Source organism: Collinsella aerofaciens, assembly GCF_015555045.1.
GTDB lineage: Bacteria > Actinomycetota > Coriobacteriia > Coriobacteriales > Coriobacteriaceae > Collinsella > Collinsella aerofaciens_W.
Genome location: NZ_JADNJQ010000029.1, coordinates 1 through 24,963, shown reverse-complemented (window position 1 = coordinate 24,963; position 24,963 = coordinate 1). Strand labels below are relative to the sequence as shown.

Below are 24,963 nucleotides of genomic sequence, written 5' to 3'. Positions count from 1 at the left end.
GCGGTGTCCCCTCCCTTTCAAGAAAGGGAAGAGGCGGGGCATGCCCCGCCTCTTACACCACATCTCTGCGCGCTACCCCCTAGGCATCCGCAGCAAGAAGACGAATAGCCTCGGCCTCCCTAGTTACCGCAGGAGGCCCCAGGGCTTACCTCCCAAATCTTTCCGCAGGACGGAAGGACCCCGCCGCGCGAAGCGCACGGCGGGGTCCTGACATGTCCGAGGACGATTTGGGAGGTAAGCCCTGGGGCCTCCGATGGGGGCGGTTCCAGCCGAGGCTATTCGTCGCCGAAGCTGATGCCCAATGCCTTGGCCTCGCGCACAAGATCGCTCTGGGGGTCGACATACTTGAGCTTGCCGGCGACATCCTCGAGCGGCATGTGGCACATCTTGCCGTCGCGCAGGGCGATCATGTAGCCAAACTCGCCGCGCAGGCAGCCGAGCGCTGCCTCGACGCCGCACTGAGTCGCAAAGATGCGGTCCTGGGCGTCGGGCTGACCGCCGCGCTGCGTGTGGCCGGGGATGGCGACGCGGGTCTCGCGACCGGTCTTGGCCTCGATCTCCTTGGCGATGTCGTACACGATTGACGGGCTCGTGCGCTCGGCGAGCTTCTTCTTGTACTCCTTCTTGGACAGCGCCGCGTCCTCCTTGGAGATAGCGCCCTCGGCGACGGCCACGATGGTAAAGCGGCTGCCGGTCTCCATGCGATGCTCGATGGTCTTGATGACGTTATCCATGTCGTAGGGGATCTCGGGAATCAAGATGACATCTGCGCCGCCCGCGACGCCGGCATACAGCGGAATCCAGCCAACCTTGTGACCCATGATCTCGATAACGAACACGCGGCCGTGACTTGAGGCGGTGGTGTGAATGTCGTCGATGCACTTGGTAGCGACGTCGATGGCGCTGGTAAAGCCAAACGTCAACTCGGTGCCCCAGGTGTCGTTATCGATGGTCTTGGGCAGGGCGATAACGTTGAGGCCCTCTTCGCGCAGGCGGTTGGCGGTCTTGGTGGAGCCGTTGCCGCCCAGCATAAACAGGCAGTCGAGCTGCAGCTTATGATAGGTGTGGACCATCGCCGGCACCTTCTCGACGCCGTCGGCCTCGGGAGTGTCCAGGCGCTTGAACGGCGTACGGCTCGTGCCCAGGATGGTGCCGCCGCGGGTGAGGATGCCGCTAAAATCGGCGGGAGTCATGACACGGAATCTGCTGTAGATAAGGCCCTGGTAGCCGTCCTCAAAACCATAGATCTCGATAGGCTCTTCGCTGTTGGTCATAAGTGTTTTGACAATGCCGCGCATGGTGGCGTTGAGTGCCTGGCAGTCGCCGCCACTGGTAAGAAGACCGATCCTAAGCATGATGAATCCTTCCGGGCAAGTTATAACATGCGCATAAGTTTACCCCCGCACACTGTTGATACGGGGTAAAACGTGTTAGCTCAAGCGTATGGAAATGTAAACAACGTCAGGCGAGCGTAAGGCCGATGGGCCTGGCTCCTTACAGTGCGAAGGCGTCGACGTCGCCCCAGTGGCGGCGCAGCGTAATGGCGGCGGCGGGTTCGGTATTGTCAAAGACGACCGACCATTGCGTATTGCTGGTGATGTCTTCCGGATTGGGCTCTTGCGCTGCAGCGCGCAAGGCTTCCCAGACAATCGTTTCGTCCTGGGCACCGACATGGGCGTCAAGGACATCGGCGATTGCGACGGCGCGCTCTTTGCCATGGCCCAGCTCGCCATTCTTTTGGTTGGGCAGCACTTCGTCGCCATAGCAGGCGTAGAAATTCGTAACCTGGCGTACGGGAGTCGCTTTGAAAGCACGGTCCGGATCGCGCGGATCCCACTCTACTACGTGCGCGTCACCGGCGGCGTCGTTGATAAAGAAGTGGTAATCGCGTCCTGCCATGGCGTGCATGTCGTAGGCGGAAAGCAGGTCGACAGCTTCTTGCGTGGTGGCGGCACAGTCGAGCACCAGACGGATGGCGAGCGAGGTATTGATGACGGGGCGTTGCGTGTCCTGGTCACAGGGCTTGGAATCCAGGGTGAGTACGGCAATGGACACGCCGCATTCGTTAACACCGTCGAGCTGGGCAAACGGGCCCATGAGTGCCGCGGCGCGTCCGGCGACGGAGTCAAGCGGAGTGTTATCGCCCAGGTTGTTAAGGGCGGCAAGCCCGATGGAAGCATAGCCGCCGCGTGGGTGATTGCGCACCAGCAGCGCCGAGGTGTCGTCCTTAAAGTCGTAATTGCGACCGGTGCGCACGCGGCCTTCGGCATCTACGGCGACAAAAGCACTGCAGGCAAACTGGGGCGCCTGGACATGTGCCGGCACACCGGGCAGCACCTGCGCCACCACGGCATCGATGTAGGCCTGATCGTCGCGCGCGCCAGCGGCGATGATGCGATCGAGATCGTAGTCGTAGGCGATGTCGATTGCGTACAGGTCATAGCCATCCGCGTAGCCGGTCAAGCGTTTGAGCGACGCGGCGGACTTGATTTGCTTGTGATAAACGATACCGGTGGCAGCGGCAAGGCCGACGGCGACTCCCGCGACACCGCAGGTGATGGCAATGTTACGTGGCTTCATGACGGCTCCTCTCGTCCTGTTAGCGCAATTGTCGCAAAAGGAGCGCGGGCATGATGGCTCAACTTGGTGAGTGGCGCGGAATTAAGCACGGAATGAAGAGTGCGGCGCTGGCGTGGCGGGGTATGCTGGAGGGGACCATCAACCCAGCGAAAGGGGAGAGCATGACGGATCAGGAAACGCCCGAGCGCGCGCATGTGACGGCCGATGATATCGAGGCCGCCAACGACCTTATCGACTTTATCGAGGCATGCCCCAGCATGTTCCATACGGCGGCGACCATTATGGCCGAGCTCGACGAGGCGGGCTTTACCTACCTGCCCGAGAACGCGGCGTGGGACATCGAGCCGGGCGGGCGTTATTACACGCAGCGCAACACCTCGAGCGTTGTTGCCTTTAAGGTGGGCGAGGACCTGGCCGCGACGTGGGGCGAGGACGGCGTTGCCGGTGACTATCATTTTCAGCTCACGGCATCGCACAGCGATTCTCCGACTTTTAAGGTCAAGGCCGTGCCCGAACTTGACGGCGCGGGCGAGGCGCTGCGCCTGAACACCGAGGCCTACGGCGGCATGATCGACTACACCTGGTTCGATCGCCCGCTGGCGCTGGCCGGTCGCGTGCTGGTGCGCGAGGGCGACCGTATCGAGAGCCGCCTGCTTGCCACCGAGCGCGAGGTCGCTATCATTCCGAGCCTTGCCATCCATATGAATCGTGGCGTTAACGAGGGCTTTGCGCCCAACCGCGCCGTCGACCTGTGCCCGCTCATCAGCGCCGGTGATCTTAAGCAGGGCGACTTTGATGCTCTGATCGCCGACGAGCTGGACGTTGAGCCCGAGCAGATTCTGGGCCGCGACCTGTTCCTGGTCAATCGTCAGGATGCGCGCATTTGGGGCTGGGCCGACGAGTTTATCTCGACGCCCAAGCTTGACGACCTGGCCTGCGCCTACACCTCGCTGCAGGCATTTTTGGGTGCCGAGAACGCGCACGACGTTTCGGTCTTTTGCTGCTTTGATAACGAGGAGGTTGGTTCCGAGACCAAGCAGGGCGCCATGTCGACGTTCTTGGCCGACGCGCTGCGCCGCATTAACGGATCGCTGGGCTTTGACGACGAGTCGTACCATCGCGCGCTTGCCGCCTCGATGCTCGTGAGCTGCGACAATGCACATGCCGTGCACCCCAACCACGCCGAGAAGTGCGATGCTCGCAATCAGGTTGTGCTCAACGGCGGCATTGTCATTAAGGAAGCCGCCAACCAGCACTACTGCACCGATGCCTTTAGCCGCGCGGTGTTCCAGGCTATTTGCGATGACGCCGACGTGCCCACGCAGGCCTTCGCCAACAAGAGCGATATGGCCGGCGGCTCCACACTCGGCAACCTGTCGAATATGCAGGCGAGCATGCATGCCGTGGACGTGGGCCTGCCGCAGCTGGCCATGCACTCGAGCTACGAGACCGGCGGCGTACGCGACGTGATGTACGCCATCCGCGCCCTCACCGCCTTCTACGAGCGCGACCTAACCATCAACGGCGCCGAAAGCGTGGAGCTCTAAAGCCTACCAAAAAGGGATGTTAATTTTGGCAGGTTTTATCTGGGCAAATGCAAAGGGCGAAACCGAACTAGATCTGTGATGCGTGGCCGCCGAGGTGCAGTGCGCCTCGGCGGCTTTTTGTGTACAGAGTACGGCTAATGCTTATAAATGCTATACATGCTTTACGTATTTACCATAGAGTTTTATGATAGTTTTGAAGTATTAAGGAGGGGTCATGACCACAACAGCCGCTCAGATCAACGTGCGTCTCGATGCCGATCTCAAGCGGAGCGGTGATGCTGCGCTCTCTAGCGCTGGCATTACACCGAGCCAAGCGGTGCGTGCGCTCTGGCAACTTGCGGCATCTCTGGCTGATCGGCCCGGCGCGCTCCAGGACATTCTTTCGCCCGGTCGTGCCCGGGCGAAACAGCGCGAGCGAGAGAAAGCCGCCAAGCACAAGCTCGAACTCATCGACCAGGGTTCGCAACTGTTCGCTGCTGTTTGCCGCGAGTCGGGAATTGACTTGGCTAGGGTGCAGCCCTCGGGTAATGAAGAGCTCAAACGGAATGCTTATGCGGATCGCTATGGCGAGGAGATGAGCTGGCTCTATGAGTGAGAATCCTAAGCACATCTTGGTTGACACCAACGTCTGGCTTGATTATTTCATCCCTTCACGACGCGGTCGTTCGGCGGCAATTGAGTTTTTGCGTGATGCGTGTACGGTTCAGGCTGAGCTGATGTATGCGGCGACATCGTCCAAAGACCTGTTCTATTTGATTTCGAGCGAACAAAAGGCGTGGTATCGGCGCGAGCATGGTTCGCTGTCTCAAGATGTCGCTTCGGCGGCGACATCACTCGCATGGGATTGTCTTGATGTGTTGTCGCAACTTGCTACGCCCGTGCCCTGCGATCTGAGCGACATATGGATGGCGAGTAAGCAGCGTAAGCTCCATAGCGATTACGAAGACGATTTAATCATCGCGGCAGCGATGCGCGCAAAGGCAGACCTTCTGGTCACCAACGATGTCAAGCTCTGCTCACACGCACCAGTCGCCGCAATGAGTGTAAAAGACGCAAAGAATTACTTAGCAACGCTCTAACAATTTGAAGACCCCACAGGTCGAATAAAAGTCAGCGAATGTCTCCAGGCAGGGCCGCGCCAGCCAGTCCCTATAGGTTGAACAAAAGTCAGCGAGAGCCCGTCTGGGCGAGCAAGGTGCCTTGAAAGAGGAGGGCATTGGCCTTCTGGCCATGCCCGACGATTGAAAGGCAGATTGCCGTCCAGACGGGGTCGCAGCGTCGACCGGTCCGCCGTTCGTTAGAACGGCGGAACCCATGGGGCTCGCAGCGTCGAGGGGTTCCGGCGTTTGGTAAAACACCGGAACAACCTAATGCTCGATCCAGCAGCGCAGGGTCTCGCCGGCCTGCAGGTGACGTAGATTCTCCGCGGCGATGTCGACCACGTTGTTGAGCGTGGCGGCTAGGTGGAACCAGCCCGAGACGTGCGGCGTGATGAGCATGTTGGGCGCATCCCACAGGGGGCTTGTGGCGGGCAGCGGCTCGGGGTCGGTGACGTCGACCGCGGCGCCGGCGAGATGTCCCGACTCCAGAGCGGCAGCCAAGTCCTCGGCAACTACAAGATCGCCGCGGCCGCCGTTGGCAAAGAAGGCGCCCGGCTTCATCGCGGCGAAGAACTCGGCGTTCGCCAGACCGCGGGTCTCGGGCGTACTGGGCATAAAGGACGCGACGATGTCGGCCTCTGCCAGGCGCTCAGGTAGGGCGTCCATGCCGTCCATATCCTCAAACACAATGGGGTAGACGAGCGGATGGCGCTTGATGCCGCGGACGTGCGCGCCCATGCTGCGGCAGAGCGTGGCAAAATGGCCGCCGATATCGCCCGCGCCCAGCACCAGCACGTTGGCGTTTTTGAGCGAGGTAACCGGCCCCAAATCCTCCCAGCGATGCTCGCGCTGCAAGTCGTGATAGCCGGGCAGACGCTTCATCATAGATAGCACCATGGCAAACATGTGCTCGCTCACGGCCTGACCGTAGGCGCCGATCGAACAAGACAGCTTGGCTTCAGCCGGCACGGTGCCGGCGGCGAGATAGTCGTCATAGCCAGCGGTCTGCAATTGCAACAACTGGAGATGCTCGCATGCGGTAAGCAGGGCAGGGTCAATGTTGCCCAAGATCACGTCGGCATCGGCGACCTGTTCACGTGTGGCGGCGTCGGCGCTCGTGTAGATAAAGTCCTCGCCCGGAGCACTCGACTCAAGAATTGCGCGATGGCGGTCATTGACGGGCAGCAAAACCAGGATGTTCACTAGCAGTCCTCTCCGCTCGACCTGCCAAAAAGGGACAGGTTTATTTTGGCAGGTTGTATCAGGCAAAACGTTCAAATAAAACGCCGGGCTTCGCGATGGTTAACATATCCATCGCGAAGCCCGGCGCATTTGCGGCTACCAGCTCAGCAGTTCGTAGCCGTCCTCGGTCACTACGAGCTGTACCTCGCATTGGGCCGAATCGCTGCCGTCCTTGGTGCGCACGCACCAACCGTCGCCCTTGCTAATTTTAATGTCGGGCGCCCCGGCGTTGACCATGGGCTCGATGGTAAAGACCATGCCCGGAGCCATGATGGTGTCCACATCGGGCGCCTCGGTGGTAAAGCCCACAAACGGGTCCTCATGGAACTCCTTACCGATGCCGTGTCCGCCGTACTCGCGCACCACGCTAAAGCCGGCGTCCTCGACCGTCTTTTGCACGGCCTCGGCCATAACGGACAGCGGCAGCCATGGCTTGACGGCCGCCAGGCCCGCCTCCACGCTGGCGCGGGTGACGTCGACCAGGCGCTGGCGCTCGGCAGAGACCTCGCCGATGCAGAACATGCGGCTCGAGTCGCTAAAGTAGCCGTCCAAAATCGTGGAGCAGTCTACGTTGATGATGTCGCCCTCGTGCAGCACATCCGTATCGCAGGGGATACCGTGGCAGACCACGTCGTTGATCGAGGTACACACGCTCTTGGGGTAGCCCTCGTAGTTGAGGTCTGCCGGCGTGCCTCCGTGCTCGACGGTGTAGTCGTAGATCATCTGGTCGATCTGGTTGGTGGTCATGCCCGCGGCGATGTGCTCACCTACGTAGTCGAGCACGCCCACGTTGATGGCGGCCGAGCGCTTGATGCCCTCGATATCGGCGGGCGTCTTGTAGAGCGTGCGGGGCAGGACCTCCCAGCCCTCTTCCCACAGGCGCTCGAGGCGCTCGTCGAAGGCGCTATGACATTTCTTATATTTTTTGCCGCTGCCGCACCAGCAAGCGTCGTTGCGGCCAGGTACGGGTCCATTGTCAAACATGGCTAACTTCCTTTCATTCGCAGCTAGTATAGCCCACCCGCGCGTCCATAAAAGTTGCGGTGATATAGTTCCGATTTAAGCGGTTTAACAGCATAAATAGGAACTATATCACCGCAACTGATGGAGTGGGATGGCGGGCACTAGCTGCTGCGTGGTTTTGCTAGTAGCTCACCTGGCAGGGAATGCCGAGGGCGCGCACGCGTGCGGCGATCGTGTCGAGCACGTCGGGCGCCGCTTTGGCAAGGCCGGCGACCGGTGTCTCGCGCGCCACCGTGTAGATGGTCGCCTCCTGCGGGCGAATGCGCTCGAGCGCCGCGAGCCAAGGGCCGACGTACTCCTCGCCGGTGTTATCGAGGGGCTTGCCCCGGTGCTCGCCGCTCAAAAACATCGTCTGGATAATAACGTGACCGTCAAAGCTCGCGAACGTTTCGATCTGGTGCCCTACATCGTAGGGGCCAACGGGCTGGTCGAGCAGCTGGATAAATGCCGGGTCGACCGTATCGAGCTTGAGGATGTTGTCGTTGACCATCATGAGCGCATCGTGCACCTGGGGACGGTCGGCGCGCGTGCCGTTGGAAAGCACGGCAATCTTGGTGTTTGGGGCCAGCTGATCGCGAAGCGCGACGGCACCGGCGATGGCCTGCGGAAACTCCGGCGCGGCGGTGGGTTCGCCGTTGCCGGCAAACGTGATCACATCGGGCAGCTTACCCTCAGCTGCCATCTCGTGCAGCTTGGCCTCAAGTGCGTCGAGCACCACGGCAGCGGTGTTATAGGGCTCGTGGCAGGGGCGCTCGGCGTTGAGACCGTTCTCGCAGTAGATGCAGTCGAACGTGCAAATCTTGCCGCTCGCCGGCATCATGTTGACACCGAGCGAAAGGCCCAGGCGACGGCTGCGGACGGGCCCAAAGATGGGGCTGGCATTTAAAAACGTAGACATAGGCATATGCTCCTTGGGACAGTTGGGCTTAAGCATAGCATCGGCCTCCATGTGGGTCGCGGGTTTGGGTGCTGTTGTTTAGGCAGAAACCTTGCAATCGGGTGAGTTTACGAAACCCCGTCATGAAAGAGTGCGAGTCGGGTACAGTAAACGCATTCATGTACACACAAAATGACGCCATCTGGCCAAGCCGCGCCCCGGCACGGCCTGGTGGCGTTGACGATGGGAATACAGTATGGATTTTACGGTCGAGAATGCGGGCACCACGATCGCCTGTCGCGAATATGCCGGCCCGGTTGTATCGTCCGATGCACCCGCCTTGGTTTGCGTGCACGGTGCCTGCGTCGACGGCGTCTTTTTTGACGCCATCGCCCGCGAGCTCGCCTGTGACTATCGCGTCATTACCTACGACCGGCGCGGTTGCGGCGAGAGCGGCGACGCTGCAGACGGACGCTACGACCTCGCCGTCCAGGCCGCGGACCTGCAGGCCGTTATCGAGCATATTGGCACTCCGGCAAACGTGCTCGCGCACAGTGCCGGTACGTTGGTGGCCCTGGAGCTTCTCCGTGCAAACCCCGCCATAATCTCGCGTGCGATTCTGCATGAACCCGCCGTGACGGATGAGGGTGCCGGTCTGGGCGCGGCCCCGGTTTTGCTCGAGATGATCGCCGCGGGAAAGGTCTCCAGGGCATTACGGGCCTTCCTGGGCGCCATCGGCGATTCGGACCCTGAGGCCCCCAAGTTAACCGAGGCAGAAGCCAAGCATGCCCTGCGCAACGGCCGCAGCTTCATGGCAAACGAATACGGGATTACTATGACCTGCGTTCCCGATTGGGATAGCGTTCGTGCGTCGAAAACGGTGGCCGCCGTGCTCCTGGGCGAGCTCTCGATTGGCACGCCTCGCGAGGCGGGCACAAGGGTGGCGGCTGAGCTTTTGGACTGTCCACTCGTAATGGTTCCCGGCGCGCACAACGGCCTGCGCGATCGCCCGGGAGCGGCTGCCCAGACTGTCCTTGGCATCCTGGGGCTCTAACACCCGCAATAGCCAAAGCAGACTTCACCCGCAAACGTTTCGGCCTTGTTAACAAATATGCTTAAAACCTCACGTCTGCGGCTTCAATCGCGCCGTCTGCCAACTCATAAAAATGTAACAGCATTCACGTGCTTACCTGCATCGGCAAGGTGTTACCCTTGTAACATTTGGAACCCACCGCTACCATGCGAAGCTATCGAAAGGGCCCCATATGCTCAATAATCACGAGGTCAATCTAACCGACGAGGAGGCTGCCACCGAGGTCGCCCGTGTCGCGAAGACCTACCCCGTGGTACGTTTGCTGTCGGCCGATCAGATTAAGAGCGAGCCTAACTGCCTGCTCGCCGGTGATCGCTGCCCTTGTTTGCGCCAGGCAAGTCTTGAGGCCTTGACAGATTCCGATGAGGTGTCGGAGCAACTGCTCAACGATGGCGTTGAGTACCGCGCCCATCTGCGCCCTCTGAAGGTCGAGGGCGAGCCTCATGTCCTGCTGATGGTGCGTCCGATCGATGGGCAAGAGGCTGCAAAAGAGGACCTTGTCTACACCGACGTGCTGACGAGCGTGCACAATCGCCGATATTACGAGGAAAAGCTCCGTAGCGCCCGCATGAATGCCGGCGTTGCGATGATCGACCTTGATGATTTTAAGGTCTTCAACGATACGTGTGGCCGTCATGCCGGCGACCTTGCGCTCGGTGCCGTGGCGACAGCCATGCGCAGCGGAATCCGTTCGACTGACGAGCTTGTGCGCTATGGCTGCGACAAGTTTGTGGTTGTCATGCCCAATATTCCCTCCGATGACTTCACCCGTCGCCTGCATCAGGTGTCCGATGCCGTTCGTTCCACGATTATTCCGGGCCATGAGTACGTGAGCTTGACGGCATGTGTTGGTGGCGTTCGCATTCATGGCGAGACGGTCGATGAGGGCGTTGACCGCGCTGTCCAGTTACTGAGCCGCGCTAAGGCAAAAGCCGGTACGGTCGTGACCGATGCCGATTCCATCGAGGCCTTCCAAAGCGAAAAGCCTTTGGTACTTATTGTCGATGACTCCGAGATGAACCGAGTCATTCTCAGCGAGATGCTCAAGGACGAGTATTGCATCCTCGAGGCCGACAACGGTCGTACGGCGCTCGACATGGTCGACCGCTATGGTGATGAGTTGTCGCTCGTGCTGCTGGATATTGTCATGCCGGGCATAAGCGGCTTTGAGGTGCTGGCCGGTCTGTCGCGCCGATCGGTTAGTGACAATCTGCCTGTCATCATGATTTCGAGCGAAGATTCCGATGATATGGTTCTGCGCGCGTACGAGCTGGGCGCCTCGGACTATATCAACCGCCCGTTTGACTCCCGTGTCGTGCGCCGCCGTGTAAGCAACACCATCCGCCTATACGCCAAACAGCGCCGTCTGACGAGCCTGCTGTCCCAGCAGTACAACGAGCGTGTCAAGAACAGTCGCATGCTCATCGACATCATGGCTGGCGTCATGGAGCTTCGCAACGGCGAGAGCGGCAGGCACGTTACGAACATCGAAAAGCTGACCGAGCTGCTGCTTGGCTGTCTGGTCCAGCGTAGCGACACCATTTCCCTCGACAATGAGGAGCGCTCCACGATTGCCCTGGCTTCGGCGCTGCACGATATCGGCAAGATGTCGATTGACGATGCGATTCTCAACAAACCCGGGCGCCTTACGTCCGAGGAGTTCGAGATTATGAAGACGCATACCACGATCGGCGCCGACATGCTGCTTGAGCTGGGTAGCCATCACGCCGGCAATGCGCTTATGGAATATGCGTACCAGATTGCGCGTTGGCATCACGAGCGCTGGGACGGCAAGGGTTATCCCGATGGCCTTAAGGGCGACGAAATTCCCATTGCCGCACAGGTGGTTTCGGTGGCCGACGTGTACGATGCTCTGACGAGCGTGCGCGTGTACAAGGACGCTATCCCGCACAAGGAGGCAATTCAGATGATCCTGGACGGTAAGTGCGGCACCTTTAACCCGCTGCTGCTCGATTGTCTGCTTGAGGTGCAAGACCAAATTGCCGAGACGTTGGCACGCCCCGCCGACGTTGTCGCGTTTCCCACGATTTAGTTTGACCAAAGGAGTTTTTAATCCATGATTTCCATGCGTGAGGCGTATGAGAAGATCGGCGCCAATTATGATGACGCGTGCGCTCGGCTGATGGGCGAGGAAATGCTCGCCCGCTTTGCCCTCAAGTTTTTGGATGACGAGAGCATGGACAAGCTGGAGGCCGCCATGGCGGCGGGAGACGCCGAAGGTGCGTTTATGGCAGCGCACACGCTCAAGGGCGTGAGCCAGAACCTGGGATTCGATAATCTGTACGAGCCGGCGGTCGTGGTGACCGAGGCGCTGCGCGGCGCCGATGCCGTTGACGGCGCTCGCGAGGGGATGCATGCGCTGCAGCAGCAATATGCGGCTACGATGTCGGCCCTGCGCGAGACGGCCGAATAAGAGCTTGCGAGCCTTGGGCTGCGCGCCTGTCGCGTATAGGCAAAAGGGCGCCCCGTCGGACCATGTGGCCGGCGGGGCGCCCTTATCTGTTATGCGGTTCGCGAACTAGCGGGTCTGCTTTACCTTGGCCGCCGCCTCGACAAACGACTTCCACAGGTTAAAGTCGGTCTCGAGCGTCTGCCAGGTGTACTCGGGATGCCATTGCACACCCAGACAGAACGGCTGGCCTTCGACTTCGATGCACTCGGGAACGCCGTCGGTTGCCTTGGCGACCAAGCGCGTGCTCTTACCCAGACGATCGACGCAGCAGTGATGTGCGGAGTTGGTCTGGATCAGCCTGTGCCCGCCAACCGCGCGCTCCAGCAGCGAGCCCGGCACGACCTCGACAGGATGCACAGGGTCGTTGAGCACGTGGGTATGGCGCCACTGCGTGCGGCCCTCGCGCGCGCCCAGGCTCGGCACGTCCATGCACAGGGTGCCGCCGGTGGCGACGTTGAGCAGTTGCGTGCCGCGGCAGGTGGTAAAGAGCGGCTTTTTGGCACGGAGCACCTCGCTGACCAGCTTAAACTCAAAACTATCGCGGATCTCGCAGCAGAGGGTGGGGTCGTAGGGTCGATCATCGCCCCAACGTTTGGGATTGACATCGGGGCCGCCGGGAATGGCGATGCCGTCGGCGATATCGACGTAATGACGGATGACCTCAATGTCCTCGGTGATGGACATCTGCAGCGGCAGACCGCCGGCGGCAAGAATGGCGTCGACAAATACGCTCGCAATCTCCTCGTTGGGGGAGAGCGTCTCGCTCAAATAGGGCTTCGCTTCTTCCCAGCGTGGTGCTACCAGGATAAGCGGGCGGTCAGCGGGATCGACGTCGACGTGCGGAGTGTAGGACGATGAGGTGCGGGTTCCGATCATGGGTGCGGCTTTCGAATCCGGGTGGACATGGCACAGGGGTGGCGCGGGACAAACGTTACTGATGAATTTGCCCGCGTGGCAATTGGGCTAGTGGCCCTTAATGGAGTTGAGGAAGTCCTGGGCGCGCTTGGTCTTGGGGTGGTCGAAGAACTCGTCGGGTGTGCCGGTTTCCACGATCTGGCCGTCGGCCATAAACACGACGCGGTCGGCCACGCGGCGGGCGAAGTTCATCTCGTGCGTGATGACGATCATCGTCATGCCCTGCTGGGCCAGACGGACCATGACCTCGAGCACCTCGTTGATCATTTCGGGGTCAAGGGCGCTCGTGGGCTCGTCAAAAAGCATGGCCTTGGGTTGCATGGCAAGCGAACGTGCGATGGCTACACGCTGTTGCTGGCCGCCCGAGAGCTGTGCGGGCACCTTATCGGCCTGCTCGGCAACGCCCACGCGGCCCAGCAGGTCCATGGCGCGCTCACGAGCTTCCTCCTTGGAGACGCCCAGCACATCGACCGGTCCCAGCATGACGTTCTGCAGTACGGTCATATGTGCAAACAGGTTGAACTGCTGAAATACCATGCCCAACTCGGCACGCATGCGGGCAAGATCCTTGCCTTCCTGTGGCAGGGGCTCGCCCTCGATGAGGATCTCGCCTGAGTCGATGGTTTCCAGGCGATTGATGGTTCGGCACATGGTCGACTTGCCCGAGCCCGAGGGTCCGATCACAACGACGACCTCGCCGCGGTCGACCGAGAGATTGATGTCGTTGAGAACGTGCAGATCGCCGTAGTGCTTATCGACGTGCCTGAGCTCGATCAGCGGCTGATTGCCGGTGGAAGAGGTGCTCTGTGCCATGGTGCTCGGCTCCTTATGACTCGAAATGGTAAAGCGTTAGCGGATGATGGTCGCGCCGGTCTTGTGCGAAACATAGACAGCGGCCTTGTTGATCGCGACGTTGATGAGGATGTAGATGACCGCGATAACCAGGTAGACCGACACGAGGGCGTCGTAGTTGGTAATGAGCACGCGGGCGTTTTGCATGAGGTCGGGGTAGCTCACCACGTAGGCCACGGTGGTGTCTTTGACTACGACCACGAGCTGCGAAATCAACGACGGAATGATAAACCGGATAGCCTGCGGCAACACGATTTTAAAGGTGATTTTAGCTTTGGAGAGACCGAGTGCCTGGGCGGCCTCGACCTGGCCGCGCGGCACGGCGTTGACGCCGGCACGGAAGATCTCGGCAAGTACGCCAGCTGCAGCGAGCGCGACGGGAAGCGTGAGCATCCAAAACGACGGCAGCGCGATCTTGTACTGGGGCAGCACCAAAAAGAAGAAGTAGATGAACAACAGGCTCGGTACGCCGCGGAAGAAATCGGTGAGCACGCGGCAGACCAGCTGCAGCGGCTTAATGTCGCTGGTACGGCCGAGCATAAGGGCTAAGCCCAGCACCAGCGCGATGGCGCCAGCGGTGAGTGCGACTTTAACGGTGCCCTCAAAGCCGGCAAGCAGGAACTTCCAGGTGGTGAGGTGCGTAAAGAAAAACCAATAGTGAACCGAAAGCTGGCCGGTCACATAAAAGCGCTGCAACACGAGGGCGACGAGCACGGCGACGGCAACAAGCGAGATGGCGGTGCCGATGCGAATCTTGGCGCGCATCTTGGGGCCGGGAGCCTCGTAGAGCGCATCGCGCATGGTGAGCGCGGAGGTGGAGTGCTTGCTCATCGGAGGATCCTCACCTTCTTATCGATGTAGTTGCCAATGTGGCTCACCACAAAGGCCGTGCCCAGGTAGCCGAGCGCCGAGATAAAGAACGCGGCGACGCCGCCGAGCGAGCGCGTGTTGATGTAGCTCACCACGCCGGTGAGCTCCTGCGGTTGCAACGGCACCTGACTGCCGAGCGCGGTGGTGAGCATGACGGCGATAAAGAGGTTGGTCATGGGCAACACGCTCGAGCGCAGCGCCTGCGGAATCACGATCTTGGCGAGGATACGGCTGAAGCTCATGCCGAGCGAACGTGCGGCTTCGACCTGACCGACGCCGACGGTGTTGATGCCGCTCATAAAGTTCTCGGAGCCAAAGGCCGAGCCCAAAAGAACCGTGGCGACGATAACGCAGGTGCGGTAGGGTAGGACGACCTTGAGCGGCGGCAGCGCATAGACGACGATGATGAGCAGTGCGATGCCGGGGATGTTACGGAAGACCTGGACATACAGGTCGCCAAAGACGCGCAGCGGCTTGAGCGGCGACACGCGCATCACGGTGACGGCGACGGCCAGCACCATGGCGATGGCAAACGACTCAAGCGTCATGCCCCAGGTTGCTAGCAGCGCGTCGATATAGTTCTGGCCATAGAGCGACCAGAGCTCGGAGAGACTCATGCGGACCTCCCGCCGATAAGGAAAGGGGCTCCCGTGTGTACGGAAGCCCCGACAACTCAGTGAGGAAACAGTTTACCGCAATAAAGCGCATCATGCGTTTCCGTATGGTTTCGCAGCGGCCGTTACCAGGCTCGCTGCCTAGGCGCCGATCTCGGGCAGCTCGGGAACATTGGTGTCGCCCGTACGGTCGCCGATGCAGATCTGCCACAGCTCGGTCCAGGTGCCGTCGTCCTCGATCTTCTTAAGGAAGTCGTTAACGAAGGCGACGCCGTCGGAATCGAGCGGCAGACCGATGCCATAGGGCTCCTTGCTGCCGAAGGGCTTGCCGGCAATCTTGTACTTGCCGGGCTCGCGGACCAGGGCGCTCTGCTGCATGTTGTTGTCGATGACGTAGGCGTCAACACGACCCTGCTGGAGTGCCTGGCGGGCCTCCTCGTCGGTCTTGAACTCCTGCTGGCTGGCCTTGGGGGCGAACTCCTCCAGGATGGCAGGGCCGTTGGAGCCGGACTGGACGGCGACGTTCTTGTCGGCCAGGTCGTCGACGCTCTTGATGTCGTCGTTATCGGCGAGCACCAGGATGGCCTGCTGGGTGTAGTAGTAGGGGCCGGCGAAGGAGACGAGCTTCTTGCGCTCGTCGGTAATGGTGTAGGTGGCAAAGACAGCGTCGACCTGGCCGTTCTGCAGGACAGACTCGCGCGTGTCCGAGGTCACCTGGGTGATCTCGACCTTGTTCTCGCCCAGAATGTAGTTGGACAGGAGCTGTGCGATACCGGCGTCGAAGCCGCGGGTCTGACCGTCTTTCTCGTTGAGGAGGGAGAAGAGCGTGGAGGTCTGAACGCCACCGATCTTAAAGACGCCGGCGTCCTTAACGGCCGTGGCCCAGGTGCTGGCGGCGATGGCGTCGTCATCGGCCTTGGGGCCGTTGTCGACGAGCTTGTCGAATGCCTTGGCGTCGAGCGTGGCGGAAACTTCGGTATCCTTGGAGCTCTTGGAGGAGCCGGCGGCGGAACCCTTGTCGGCCTCGGCGCTGGTGTCGGAGCAGCCGGCAAGACCAAGGCCGGCGACGGTTGCGAAGGTGGCGGCAACGAAGCCGCGGCGGTCGAGAACGACCTGCTGGGAGAGGTTCTTGCTCATGGTAGAACACCTTTCTCAATAAAATCCCTAGCGGTTGAGTAGAGTTATACCCCATCCCGCTCAAATGGGTCAACACGAAATAACTCAGAAACATACTTACCTTATGGGTTATTGTACCTACCAAAAAGGGACAGGTTTATTTTGGCAGGTTTTATCTGGGCAAACGCCGAATATTACAGCTGAGATAGCGCTTTGTCGACGGCATGATCGCTCGCAGCGGTCGCTATAATGGCGGCAGCGCGACACATATATAAGTAAGGAGATCGCGTATGAACGGTTATTCGTTTATCGCACCGACCAAGGTGCTGTTTGGCGCGGGCAAGTTGGGCGAGCTGGGCGCGCAGAAGCTGCCCGGCATCAAAGCGCTCATCGTTACCACCGGCGGCAACTCGGTCAAGCGTTTTGGATATCTGGGACGTTTGGAGGCCGAGCTCGATCGCGCCGGCGTGGCCCATGAGCTGTTCGATCGTATTGAGCCCAATCCGCTGCGCGAGACCGTCAACGCAGGTGGCTGGATGGCGCGTACCCATGGCTGCGACTTTGTCCTGGCGCTCGGCGGCGGCTCGGTCATGGACGGCAGCAAGGGTATCTGCGCGGTGGCGGCCAACCCGCATACCGATGCCGAGGGTAACGAATGCCCCGGTGACATCTGGGACTTTGTCAATGGCGGCACTGCGCTCGGCCTGCCTATCCCCAATGATCCGCTGCCGCTTGTTTGCGTAACCACCACGGCGGGTACCGGCTCCGAGGTCGACGCGGGCGGTGTCCTGTCCTGCGAAGAAAATGACGAGAAGCTTCGTCTGGGCGATCCGCGCCTGTTTCCGGTGCTTTCAATCGTCGATCCCGAGCTCATGGTGAGCGTTCCAGCACGTTTGACCGCCTATCAGGGATTCGACGCCCTGTTCCATTGCGTTGAGTGCTACATCTCAAATACCAACACGCCCATGGGTGACATGATTTGCCGCGAAGGCATCCGCCGTGCCACCGCGGCGCTGCCTACGTGCGTCAATAAAGGCGATGACCTGGAGGCGCGCTCGAGCCTTGCGTTTGCCAACACACTCGGTGGCTATGCCATGGATGCCTCGGGCACCACGGGCTCGCATGGTCTTGAACATGGCATGAGCGCGCATCATCACGACCTGCCGCACGGCGCCGGACTCATCATGATTGCGCGCGCCTACCATACGTGGATGATCGATCACGGCGCCGCGCCCGAGCGCTATATCGACATGGCGCGTCTGATGGGCGATGCCGCCGCGGATGATCCGCACGATTTTGTGGCCGAGCTCTCCCGCCTGATGGAGGCTTGTCACGTTGCAGATCTCGCCATGAGCGAGTGGGGGATTACGGTCGAAGAGCTGCCGGCCATCGCGCACAATGCCCTGACGACCAACGGTGTCCTGTTCAGCCACGACCCCGTAACGCTAGCCGAGCCCGACGTCGTCGAAATCCTCAAGCGAAGCTACCGCTAGTTGCCTTGCTACTTTGTCTCAATCTGTAACATCTGCAGCCATTTTTGCCGAGTAACTGTTACAGATTGAGATTTTCTCTTCAGGGGAATTCGAATGTCTCAATCTGTAACATCTGGACGGGCAAAAGGTCTCTATCTGTTACAGATTGAGACAAAGATCAGGGACTAAGACGTTTTGTCTAGATTTGTAACAGTTAGACGGGAATTCGGGCCCTAGATGTTACAGATCGAGATAATCGCGCCGCGAAAATAAAAACCTTCGCAGGGGTACTTCCCTTGCGGAGGTTTTTCTACTCGTTCAGTAGGCGTACCGCTTCGGCGGCCATGTTCTCGACCGTCATGCCGTTCTGCGCGAGCAGTTCGTTGGGGTCGTAGCGGTCGGGGAAGCCCTTGGCGATGCCGAAGGTGCGCGTGCGCAACGGCGTGCATGCTAGATAACATGCCACGCGCTCACCCCAGCCGCCGTCCAAGATGCCGTCCTCGAGGGTGATGACAACGCGATGCTCGGCGGCAAGGCTGTCGAGGAACTCGCGGTCGAGCTCGGTTGCAAAGCGCGGGTTGACGAGTGTGGCCTCGATACCGTACTCGGCAGTCAGACGGTTTGCCACGCGCTCGCCCAGCTCAAAGAAATCGCCGAGCGCGAGTACGGCAACGTCGCGACCCTGGCGCATCACGTTGTAGCGAACGACGCTGTAGCCGGTGCCCTCGGCGGGCGCCAGATCGGGGCGGCTTACCAAGCCGATGCCCGGTACGCGGATTGCCACGGGATGCTCGCGGTGGTTGAGCGACCAGCTCAGCATGGACAGGTATTCCTCCATGCAGGCCGGCGCTAGGTAGCGCATGTTGGGAAGTCCGCCCAGCATGGAAATATCAAAGAACGAAAGGTGCGTCTCGGACGTGGTGCCAAAGATCGACGCGCCAAACACCAGGATGGTTGCAGAGGCGTCGTTGAGGCACAGGTCGTGCCACAGCTCGTCGTAGGCGCGCTGCAAAAACGTGCCGTACACACCAAAGACTGGCTTGGCGCCCGAGCGTGCAAGCGCGGTGGCAAAGGTCACGGCGTGCTCCTCGGCAATGCCCACGTCGACAAACTGCTTGCCTGCCGCGGCGCGAAGCTCGGGTGTAAAGCCCATGATGTAGGGCGTGGCGGCCGTGATGCCCACGACCTGCGGATCGCGCTCGATGGCGGCGCTGAGCGCCTCGCCCGTAATATCGGCATAGGTGCGCGGTGCGGGCTCGCTCGGGTGGCCCGGGCAAAGTTTGCGGCCGGTTGCCATATCGAAGGGCCCCACATGATGCCAGTGCTCGGGGTCGCTCTGGGCTGGCTCAAAGCCCTTGCCCTTGGCGATGGAGACATGCAGCACGATGGGATGATCGATATCGCGCAGCTCCTGCAGCGTATCGACCAGCGCTTGGACATCGTTACCGGCGTCCAGGTAGCGATAGTCGAGCCCCAGCGCGCGGAAAACGTTGCGCTCACAGGTGCCGTTGCTGGCGCGCAGCTCGGCCAGATTGCGATAGAGGCCACCGTGGTTTTCGGCGATGGACTGGTCGTTATCGTTGACGATGATGATCAGGTTGCTGTCGAGCTCGGCGGCATTGTTAAAGCCCTCAAACGCCAGGCCGCCCGAAAGCGAACCGTCGCCAATAACGGTAATGACGTTATACGTGTCACCCGCCAGGTCGCGCGCGTGGGCAAGGCCGCAGCCCAAGCTCACCGAGGTCGAGGTATGCCCCATGGCAAACAGGTCGTGCTCGGACTCGTCGGGATTGGCAAAGCCAGAAGCCTCACCATAACGCTCCGGATCGATATAAGTGTACGCGCGCCCGGTCAGCGCCTTGTGGGCGTAGGTCTGGTGCGAAACGTCAAAGACAATCTTGTCGATAGGGGAGTTAAACACGCGATGAAGCGCAACCGTAAGCTCAACGACGCCCAGGTTGGGGGCAACGTGTCCGCCGACAGCGGCGGAGCTTTCGAGGATGGCGTGGCGAATCTCGCCGCAGAGCAGCGGAAGCTCGGCGCGGTCGAGAGCCTTGACGTCCTCGGGCGTTGTCGTTTGCGTAAGCAGCATCGTTGTGGGTTACTCCATGCGAATCGAGCGCCGGCGCTCCCTCGGCCGACACAATTGCACAAGACAGTCTCGCACATTTTGGCGTTTGATATGTGACGGCGGCGCGGTAATTCGCCAACTGGTGGGGCAAAACGTTTTGTCCGATGCCATACTGATGTGTTCCATGATGTTTTTATCGATTGTGCACAGGCCGTGGCTTGCCGCCGTGAGCCGCTGGAAGGAGGCAGCATGTCCGATGCCGTTCGTGCCGAGAAAATCGCGTGCGAAGTAGACCATGCTGCCCGTCAACTGGCGCAGGCGGGCCGTCTGGACCTGACGCGCGAGTTTATCCAGCATGGCGACGTGACGGTCTATGCACATGTGACCTCGGTGGCACGGGCAAGTCTGTCCTTTGCCGAGCACTTGGGCCGTGCTGGCATTTCGATCGACCGTGCCTCGCTGCTGCGCGGAGCCTTGTTACACGATTACTTTCTCTATGACTGGCACGATCCCGATCCGAGCCATCGCCTGCACGGATTTCGGCATCCGTTTTTTGCCCTGGCGCGTGCCGAGGAAGATTTTGAGCTGACGTCTCGTGAGCGGAATATTATCGTACGCCATATGTTTCCGCTGGTGCCGGTGCCGCCGACGTGTCGTGAGGCATGGATTGTGTGCCTGGCGGATAAATGGTGTGCTCTGCGTGAGACGGTCGCCGGTCGTCTGCGGCGCAAGGACGAGACAGACGATAGCGTGAGTAAAGCATCGAGCGAAAAGAGGAGAGGGTAGACGGTGGGGACCGCGATTGATATGGCGTTTGGCGGTGCGACGCTTGCCGCCTGCCCACTCTCGGCACTGGTGCTCTCGTTTGCCTTTTACGGGTTTTGCGGTTGGGCATGGGAGTCGACAGTATGCGCCATGCTCAATCACGGACGATTTGCCAACAGTGGCTTTTTGCTGGGGCCGTGTTGTCCTATCTATGGTGTGGGCGGCATTGCCTGCTGGCTGCTGTTGCGCGGGATTCCGGATGCCTCGAGCCAGTTTGTCGCTGCAGCGCTCGTATGCAGCGTGATCGAGTACAGCGTAGGCGTGCTGTTGGAAAAAACAACGGGCGCTCGCTTTTGGGATTACTCGCACCTGCCGTTTAACCTGCACGGACGCATCTGTCTGTACTGGGCCTGCGCGTTTGGCTTGGGTGCGTTGTGTATTTGCCGTTTAGTGGAGCCGGCATTGCTGGGGCTGCTTGGCCATCTGCCGGTGCTGATTGTGCGGCTGTCCGCCTTTATCGTCGCGGTCGCGATGATGGTCGACGCGGTGTGCTCGTTGGCGAGTTGGCGGCGTCTGTCTGATCAGCTGGAGCGCGTCCGGGCCGACCTTGCCGACCGCATTAACGAGTCGCTTGCCGATGCGTCCGACTCTATGCTCGAACGTATTCCCGATTCGGCGATCGGCTCGGTGGCACAGACGCATATCCGCAGCCGTGCCGTTAACGCGTGGCTGGCCGAGCTGGGCGACGCCGCGCTCGATGCCCTGCGCGAGAAGGCTTCGATGCCGACGTTTATCGCGGATGGTGCTCGCGGCCTGGCGCTTGCCGCCCGCCGCGTGGCCGATGCCGCGCCGAACATGCCGCGTCCGTCGCTCAGTCGTCGCCTTGCCGGCAAGCGCATGAGCCGTCCGGTGCCAAGCGTGTCACTCAGTCGTCGTGACCTGCGCTTTTTCAATGCCTTCCCGCGTCTGCGCATCAATCGCTACGAAGGTGTCATTCGAGCAACTAATCTCCGCGACCGCGCTCACGAGCTGTTTCGGCGCTAGCCGGGACGGGTGTGCTTGCGGCCCCTTGCTCGCGTATTTCCCATTGGTTTCGCGTCCGTTGCTGCGCCGTTTCCAAGATTGCGGCAGCATTTCCATTCGACAACGCCGCGTTTAACAACGCTGTATCTGGTCTACACCAGTTGCCCCTCGGCCGCATTATGGGCGCCGACAACGTTTATGCGATCAAGGGGGAGCGAATGTACGATACGGGATCGACAACGTTTATGCTCATCTGCACCATGCTCGTGTTTTTAATGACACCGGGTCTGGCGTTTTTCTATGGCGGCCTGTCCAGGCGCAAAAATGTCATCAACACCATGCTTATGTGCTTTGGCGCCATTGGTCTGGTTGGTGTGCTGTGGATTGTTGCCGGCTGGTCGCTGGCCTACGGCGGCGACGGTTCCAGCCCGTTTATTGGAGGCCTTGACCAGCTGCTGTGCCTGCCGGTGCTCAACCAGGTGCTGCAGGCGGCTGAGGGCAATGCCGCGGACGGTGCCGTCTATCCTCAGATTATCAACATCGCCTTTCAGATGGCATTTGCCATGATTACTGCCGCTATCGTCACGGGCAGCCTAGCCGGCCGCGTTAAGTTTGGTGCCATGACGGCTTTCCTGGGCATTTGGCTGCTTGTGGTCTATGCGCCGCTCGCCCACATGGTCTGGGGCGGCGAGGGCTCCTTTATCGGCGACATCATCGGCGCACTCGACTTTGCCGGCGGCGACGTGGTACACATTTCGTCCGGTCTCACGGGCTTGATCCTCTGCTTAATGCTCGGCCGTCGTCGCGGCTTTGGCATGGTGAGCTACCGTCCGCATAACGTGCCGTTTGTGGCGCTCGGCGCCGGCCTGCTTTGGTTTGGCTGGTTTGGCTTTAACGGCGGCAGCGAGTTTAAGGCCGACGCCGTGGCGGCGCTCGCCATCCTCAACACCGTGACGGCCAGCGCGGCGGGCATGGTCTCGTGGCTTGCCGTCGAGCGCGTGCACACTGGTCGTCCCACGCTGGTGGGTGCCAGCACCGGTCTGGTTGCGGGTCTTGTGGTGGTCACGCCCGGGGCAGGCTTTGTCGAGCCGTGGGCAGCGCTGGTCATGGGCCTGATCGTCTCGCCCGTCTGCTACTTGGCCATCAGCCATCTTAAGACCAAGTTCGGCTACGACGATGCGCTCGACGCGTTCGGTTGCCACGGCATTGGCGGCATCTTGGGCGGCGTGCTCACGGGCCTGTTCTGCGTGCCGGAGCTCTCGTGGACCGGTAAGGGCGGCCTGTTCTACACGGGCGACGCGTCGCTGCTCATCTCGCAGATCTTGGGCATTGTGGTGACGGTCGCTATTGTGCTGGTGCTCGATTTGGTGATCGCCGCGGTGGTCAAGGTGCTGTTCCACGGCAGCCTGCGTGTGGACGAGGCCGACGAGGCGCTGGGCTTGGATGCGAGTCAACACGGCGAGAGCGCCTACCCTTCGTTCTCCGGACTCGATTAGCAGCTTCTCCAAGCACCGCACCTCGGCCTTCAATCGTCGTTTGCGTACCTTAAGTACGCGGCACTCCTCTTTCAGGCCGATCTGCGGCACTTGGGAAACCTGCTAAGACCTGTTAGTTGCACTTATCTGATCTACAAGGTTGGTCTGTGGCACCTGGAAAACCCGTGCCATGTGAGGGACAATTCATTTCTTTTTTTGAAGAGAGGAATTCACTATGAAGAAGATTACGGCGATCGTTCGTGCTGAGAAGCTTGAGGTTCTTAAAGACGCGCTGTTTGCTGCTGATGTTCGTGGCATGACTATCAACCAGGTACAGGGCTGCGGCTCACAGCATGGCTGGAAGGAATACGTGCGCGGCAACGAGTTGCTTGTCAACACGATCCCTAAGGTGCAGTTCACCCTTATCTGCGCCGATGAGCACGTCGACAGCATTGTCGAAATTATCTGCAACGCCGCCCGCACCGGAGCCGTCGGCGATGGCAAAATCTGGGTCGAGCCGGTCGAGGAAGTTATCCGCATCCGTACCGGCGAACACGGCCCCGCCGCGGTGTAGAACAATCTTTCGCCTGACGGGCGTGCCTCTCTTGGGGTGCGCCCGTTCTCGTCTACAATATCGTGCAGACGAAGGAGAGGCATGTCCATGATCAAGATGTTTGCGAGTGACTTAGACGGAACGCTGCTGAACGCCCTGCACGAGGCGGATGGGACCATCCGCCGTGCCATTCGCGAGCTGACCGAGGCTGGCCTGCATGTGGTTCCCGCGACCGGACGCTCGACGCTGCCGATCGGCGAGCATGGCTTTACGGGCCTGGCGCTTGATGCCTGCTGCTCTAACGGCTCCATCGTGCGCGACAGTCATGGCGAGGTGCTCAAGACCTGGACCATCGATCCGCAGGTTACCGAGGAGCTGCTCAAGGCATTCCCGGACATTTGCTTTGATTGCTCCACACCCGATGGCATGTTCTCGAGCGGTTCGTTCGAGATGCATCAGGCGGGCTTTAAAAAGGACAGCCCTATCAAGCGCATCGTGATGCGTGGTATGCGTGCGCGTGGCGGGTACCACGAGGAACAGTATTTCGACCAGTCGATCGGTGACATCCTGCGTCACGATGTATGCAAGATTAACTGTCGCGTGACCTGGCCCGAGCTGGAGCGCGACCTTAAGGCGTATTTGGCCGAGCGATCGGACCGCGTGGTCAACGCGCCGTTCGATCCGGTGATGTTCGAGATCACGGACGTGGCATGTAACAAGGGCGAGAGTGTGGCCTGGCTGGCGGGCTACTACGGTATTGCCGAGGATGAGGTCGCGGTCTACGGCGACGGCGGCAACGACATCGCCATGCTCAAGCGTTTCCGCCACAGCTACGCGACCAAAAACGCAAGCGATGCAGCTAAGGCCGCCGCGAGTGCGACCATCGGCAGCTGCATGGTCCACACCGTCCCCAAACACATGCTCGCCACCATGCACAAGCAAAACTCCCACACTGTCATCGAATAATGTGACAAAGGGGCAGCCCCTTTGTCACAGGGGTCTGTGTTCTTGGAATACGAACATATATTCGCATATACAACTACGCTTTGATAGAATCGGTATCGTTGGCGGCAGTTCCATGTGCCGGGCAACGCCCTCCATCTGATGGGAGGTGATGCCCATGACCGATCTGATTGATTTTGTGAGACTTCTGACCGCTTTGGTCTCGTTCTTCACAGCGCTCGTCGGGCTTTCCGAGGCACTCAAGCAACGTTCGAAGCAACGTAAGACGATATGAGAAAGCCATTTGGGTCGCCTCCCCCGCGGCGCAGCTTCTTTCCGCGGGCTCGGGATGCCACAATG

At 60.3% G+C, this 24,963-nt stretch carries 23 protein-coding genes; 12 read left to right on the top strand and 11 right to left on the bottom strand.

Translation table 11 applies throughout. The features are described 5' to 3' along the window. Positions 1-275 precede the first annotated feature (275 nt). Positions 276-1,355, bottom strand: coding sequence for a 6-phosphofructokinase (locus I2E45_RS08750; protein WP_117778620.1), 1,080 nt, complete (start codon positions 1,353-1,355; stop codon positions 276-278). A gap of 139 nt (positions 1,356-1,494) precedes the next feature. Next, on the bottom strand, positions 1,495-2,580 hold the full coding sequence (locus I2E45_RS08745; RefSeq protein WP_195445726.1) for a carcinine hydrolase/isopenicillin-N N-acyltransferase family protein: 1,086 nt from the start codon (positions 2,578-2,580) through the stop codon (positions 1,495-1,497). Positions 2,581-2,741: 161 nt separating this feature from the next. Here I2E45_RS08745 and I2E45_RS08740 point away from each other — a divergent pair, with 161 nt between their 5' ends. The 3 genes from I2E45_RS08740 (at position 2,742) to I2E45_RS08730 (ending at position 5,206) form a co-directional block, all read left to right on the top strand. Then, on the top strand, positions 2,742-4,127 hold the full coding sequence (locus I2E45_RS08740; RefSeq protein WP_195445724.1) for a M18 family aminopeptidase: 1,386 nt from the start codon (positions 2,742-2,744) through the stop codon (positions 4,125-4,127). 214 nt (positions 4,128-4,341) lie between these two features. Continuing rightward, positions 4,342-4,722 (top strand): hypothetical protein, encoded by a 381-nt coding sequence (locus tag I2E45_RS08735; RefSeq protein WP_195445722.1) that lies wholly within the window; start codon positions 4,342-4,344, stop codon positions 4,720-4,722. After that, the gene (locus tag I2E45_RS08730; protein ID WP_195445720.1) at positions 4,715-5,206 is read left to right on the top strand and encodes a type II toxin-antitoxin system VapC family toxin; all 492 of its coding nucleotides are present in this window, start codon (positions 4,715-4,717) and stop codon (positions 5,204-5,206) included. The genes I2E45_RS08735 and I2E45_RS08730 overlap by 8 nt, the downstream gene beginning before the upstream one ends. Before the next feature lie 288 nt (positions 5,207-5,494). Here I2E45_RS08730 and I2E45_RS08725 read toward each other — a convergent pair whose 3' ends face one another. The 3 genes from I2E45_RS08725 to I2E45_RS08715 all read right to left on the bottom strand — a co-directional run bounded on the left by I2E45_RS08725 (position 5,495) and on the right by I2E45_RS08715 (position 8,390). Then, positions 5,495-6,430: a D-2-hydroxyacid dehydrogenase gene (locus I2E45_RS08725; RefSeq protein ID WP_271742303.1), complete on the bottom strand. Its 936-nt coding sequence runs from the start codon at positions 6,428-6,430 to the stop codon at positions 5,495-5,497. 135 nt (positions 6,431-6,565) lie between these two features. Then, complete coding sequence (gene map / locus I2E45_RS08720; protein ID WP_117816942.1) at positions 6,566-7,453, bottom strand: type I methionyl aminopeptidase; 888 nt, start codon at positions 7,451-7,453, stop codon at positions 6,566-6,568. Between the two features lie 160 nt (positions 7,454-7,613). Continuing rightward, the gene (locus I2E45_RS08715; RefSeq protein ID WP_195445716.1) at positions 7,614-8,390 is read right to left on the bottom strand and encodes a radical SAM protein; all 777 of its coding nucleotides are present in this window, start codon (positions 8,388-8,390) and stop codon (positions 7,614-7,616) included. Positions 8,391-8,625: 235 nt separating this feature from the next. Here I2E45_RS08715 and I2E45_RS08710 point away from each other — a divergent pair, with 235 nt between their 5' ends. From I2E45_RS08710 to I2E45_RS08700, 3 genes are all read left to right on the top strand, one after another. Then, the gene (locus I2E45_RS08710; RefSeq protein ID WP_195445714.1) at positions 8,626-9,423 is read left to right on the top strand and encodes an alpha/beta fold hydrolase; all 798 of its coding nucleotides are present in this window, start codon (positions 8,626-8,628) and stop codon (positions 9,421-9,423) included. Between the two features lie 211 nt (positions 9,424-9,634). Then, entirely contained in the window at positions 9,635-11,515 is a 1,881-nt protein-coding gene (locus tag I2E45_RS08705; protein ID WP_195445712.1) for a diguanylate cyclase, read from the top strand. A gap of 24 nt (positions 11,516-11,539) precedes the next feature. Further along, positions 11,540-11,896 (top strand): Hpt domain-containing protein, encoded by a 357-nt coding sequence (locus I2E45_RS08700; protein ID WP_022094661.1) that lies wholly within the window; start codon positions 11,540-11,542, stop codon positions 11,894-11,896. A gap of 105 nt (positions 11,897-12,001) precedes the next feature. Here I2E45_RS08700 and I2E45_RS08695 read toward each other — a convergent pair whose 3' ends face one another. The 5 genes from I2E45_RS08695 to I2E45_RS08675 form a co-directional block, all read right to left on the bottom strand. Then, positions 12,002-12,811: a gamma-glutamyl-gamma-aminobutyrate hydrolase family protein gene (locus I2E45_RS08695; RefSeq protein ID WP_195445710.1), complete on the bottom strand. Its 810-nt coding sequence runs from the start codon at positions 12,809-12,811 to the stop codon at positions 12,002-12,004. Positions 12,812-12,898: 87 nt separating this feature from the next. Beyond that, positions 12,899-13,663 carry an amino acid ABC transporter ATP-binding protein gene (locus I2E45_RS08690; RefSeq protein ID WP_195445708.1) on the bottom strand — a complete coding sequence of 255 codons (765 nt, stop codon included), beginning with the start codon at positions 13,661-13,663 and terminating at the stop codon, positions 12,899-12,901. Positions 13,664-13,699: 36 nt separating this feature from the next. Next, complete coding sequence (locus I2E45_RS08685; protein WP_195445706.1) at positions 13,700-14,533, bottom strand: amino acid ABC transporter permease; 834 nt, start codon at positions 14,531-14,533, stop codon at positions 13,700-13,702. Beyond that, positions 14,530-15,189: an amino acid ABC transporter permease gene (locus I2E45_RS08680; RefSeq protein ID WP_035137611.1), complete on the bottom strand. Its 660-nt coding sequence runs from the start codon at positions 15,187-15,189 to the stop codon at positions 14,530-14,532. The genes I2E45_RS08685 and I2E45_RS08680 overlap by 4 nt, the downstream gene beginning before the upstream one ends. A gap of 138 nt (positions 15,190-15,327) precedes the next feature. Further along, positions 15,328-16,323, bottom strand: a complete 996-nt coding sequence (locus I2E45_RS08675) for a glutamate ABC transporter substrate-binding protein (RefSeq protein ID WP_195445704.1) — start codon at positions 16,321-16,323, stop codon at positions 15,328-15,330. 269 nt (positions 16,324-16,592) lie between these two features. On the opposite strand from I2E45_RS08675, the gene I2E45_RS08670 reads away from it, so the two are divergent. Next, a complete protein-coding gene (locus I2E45_RS08670) occupies positions 16,593-17,795 on the top strand; it encodes an iron-containing alcohol dehydrogenase (protein WP_195445703.1) in 1,203 nt (400 codons plus the stop codon). A gap of 289 nt (positions 17,796-18,084) precedes the next feature. Here the strand turns inward: I2E45_RS08670 and I2E45_RS08665 are convergent, their stop codons facing one another. After that, positions 18,085-19,866, bottom strand: a complete 1,782-nt coding sequence (locus I2E45_RS08665; RefSeq protein ID WP_195445701.1) for a 1-deoxy-D-xylulose-5-phosphate synthase — start codon at positions 19,864-19,866, stop codon at positions 18,085-18,087. Positions 19,867-20,094: 228 nt separating this feature from the next. Here I2E45_RS08665 and I2E45_RS08660 point away from each other — a divergent pair, with 228 nt between their 5' ends. The 5 genes from I2E45_RS08660 to I2E45_RS08640 all read left to right on the top strand — a co-directional run bounded on the left by I2E45_RS08660 (position 20,095) and on the right by I2E45_RS08640 (position 24,627). Further along, positions 20,095-20,631, top strand: a complete 537-nt coding sequence (locus tag I2E45_RS08660; protein WP_195445699.1) for an HD domain-containing protein — start codon at positions 20,095-20,097, stop codon at positions 20,629-20,631. A gap of 3 nt (positions 20,632-20,634) precedes the next feature. Then, positions 20,635-21,654 (top strand): putative ABC transporter permease, encoded by a 1,020-nt coding sequence (locus I2E45_RS08655; protein WP_271742305.1) that lies wholly within the window; start codon positions 20,635-20,637, stop codon positions 21,652-21,654. Between the two features lie 197 nt (positions 21,655-21,851). Continuing rightward, on the top strand, positions 21,852-23,129 hold the full coding sequence (locus tag I2E45_RS08650; RefSeq protein WP_195445697.1) for an ammonium transporter: 1,278 nt from the start codon (positions 21,852-21,854) through the stop codon (positions 23,127-23,129). Between the two features lie 214 nt (positions 23,130-23,343). Beyond that, positions 23,344-23,682, top strand: coding sequence for a P-II family nitrogen regulator (locus I2E45_RS08645; RefSeq protein WP_195445695.1), 339 nt, complete (start codon positions 23,344-23,346; stop codon positions 23,680-23,682). 87 nt (positions 23,683-23,769) lie between these two features. After that, positions 23,770-24,627 (top strand): HAD-IIB family hydrolase, encoded by an 858-nt coding sequence (locus tag I2E45_RS08640; protein WP_195445693.1) that lies wholly within the window; start codon positions 23,770-23,772, stop codon positions 24,625-24,627. Positions 24,628-24,963: the final 336 nt, after the last annotated feature.

Coding starts and splice junctions, on each gene's coding strand:
- I2E45_RS08715 (WP_195445716.1), bottom strand. CDS start 8,390: ATGTCTACGTTTTTAAATGCCAGCCCCATCTTTGGGCCCGTCCGCAGC.
- I2E45_RS08690 (WP_195445708.1), bottom strand. CDS start 13,663: ATGGCACAGAGCACCTCTTCCACCGGCAATCAGCCGCTGATCGAGCTC.
- I2E45_RS08700 (WP_022094661.1), top strand. CDS start 11,540: ATGATTTCCATGCGTGAGGCGTATGAGAAGATCGGCGCCAATTATGAT.
- I2E45_RS08670 (WP_195445703.1), top strand. CDS start 16,593: ATGAACGGTTATTCGTTTATCGCACCGACCAAGGTGCTGTTTGGCGCG.
- I2E45_RS08645 (WP_195445695.1), top strand. CDS start 23,344: ATGAAGAAGATTACGGCGATCGTTCGTGCTGAGAAGCTTGAGGTTCTT.
- I2E45_RS08650 (WP_195445697.1), top strand. CDS start 21,852: ATGTACGATACGGGATCGACAACGTTTATGCTCATCTGCACCATGCTC.
- I2E45_RS08680 (WP_035137611.1), bottom strand. CDS start 15,189: ATGAGTCTCTCCGAGCTCTGGTCGCTCTATGGCCAGAACTATATCGAC.
- I2E45_RS08665 (WP_195445701.1), bottom strand. CDS start 19,866: ATGCTGCTTACGCAAACGACAACGCCCGAGGACGTCAAGGCTCTCGAC.
- I2E45_RS08740 (WP_195445724.1), top strand. CDS start 2,742: ATGACGGATCAGGAAACGCCCGAGCGCGCGCATGTGACGGCCGATGAT.
- I2E45_RS08730 (WP_195445720.1), top strand. CDS start 4,715: ATGAGTGAGAATCCTAAGCACATCTTGGTTGACACCAACGTCTGGCTT.
- I2E45_RS08695 (WP_195445710.1), bottom strand. CDS start 12,811: ATGATCGGAACCCGCACCTCATCGTCCTACACTCCGCACGTCGACGTC.
- I2E45_RS08710 (WP_195445714.1), top strand. CDS start 8,626: ATGGATTTTACGGTCGAGAATGCGGGCACCACGATCGCCTGTCGCGAA.
- I2E45_RS08750 (WP_117778620.1), bottom strand. CDS start 1,355: ATGCTTAGGATCGGTCTTCTTACCAGTGGCGGCGACTGCCAGGCACTC.
- map (WP_117816942.1), bottom strand. CDS start 7,453: ATGTTTGACAATGGACCCGTACCTGGCCGCAACGACGCTTGCTGGTGC.
- I2E45_RS08705 (WP_195445712.1), top strand. CDS start 9,635: ATGCTCAATAATCACGAGGTCAATCTAACCGACGAGGAGGCTGCCACC.
- I2E45_RS08745 (WP_195445726.1), bottom strand. CDS start 2,580: ATGAAGCCACGTAACATTGCCATCACCTGCGGTGTCGCGGGAGTCGCC.
- I2E45_RS08685 (WP_195445706.1), bottom strand. CDS start 14,533: ATGAGCAAGCACTCCACCTCCGCGCTCACCATGCGCGATGCGCTCTAC.
- I2E45_RS08735 (WP_195445722.1), top strand. CDS start 4,342: ATGACCACAACAGCCGCTCAGATCAACGTGCGTCTCGATGCCGATCTC.
- I2E45_RS08675 (WP_195445704.1), bottom strand. CDS start 16,323: ATGAGCAAGAACCTCTCCCAGCAGGTCGTTCTCGACCGCCGCGGCTTC.
- I2E45_RS08640 (WP_195445693.1), top strand. CDS start 23,770: ATGATCAAGATGTTTGCGAGTGACTTAGACGGAACGCTGCTGAACGCC.
- I2E45_RS08660 (WP_195445699.1), top strand. CDS start 20,095: ATGTCCGATGCCGTTCGTGCCGAGAAAATCGCGTGCGAAGTAGACCAT.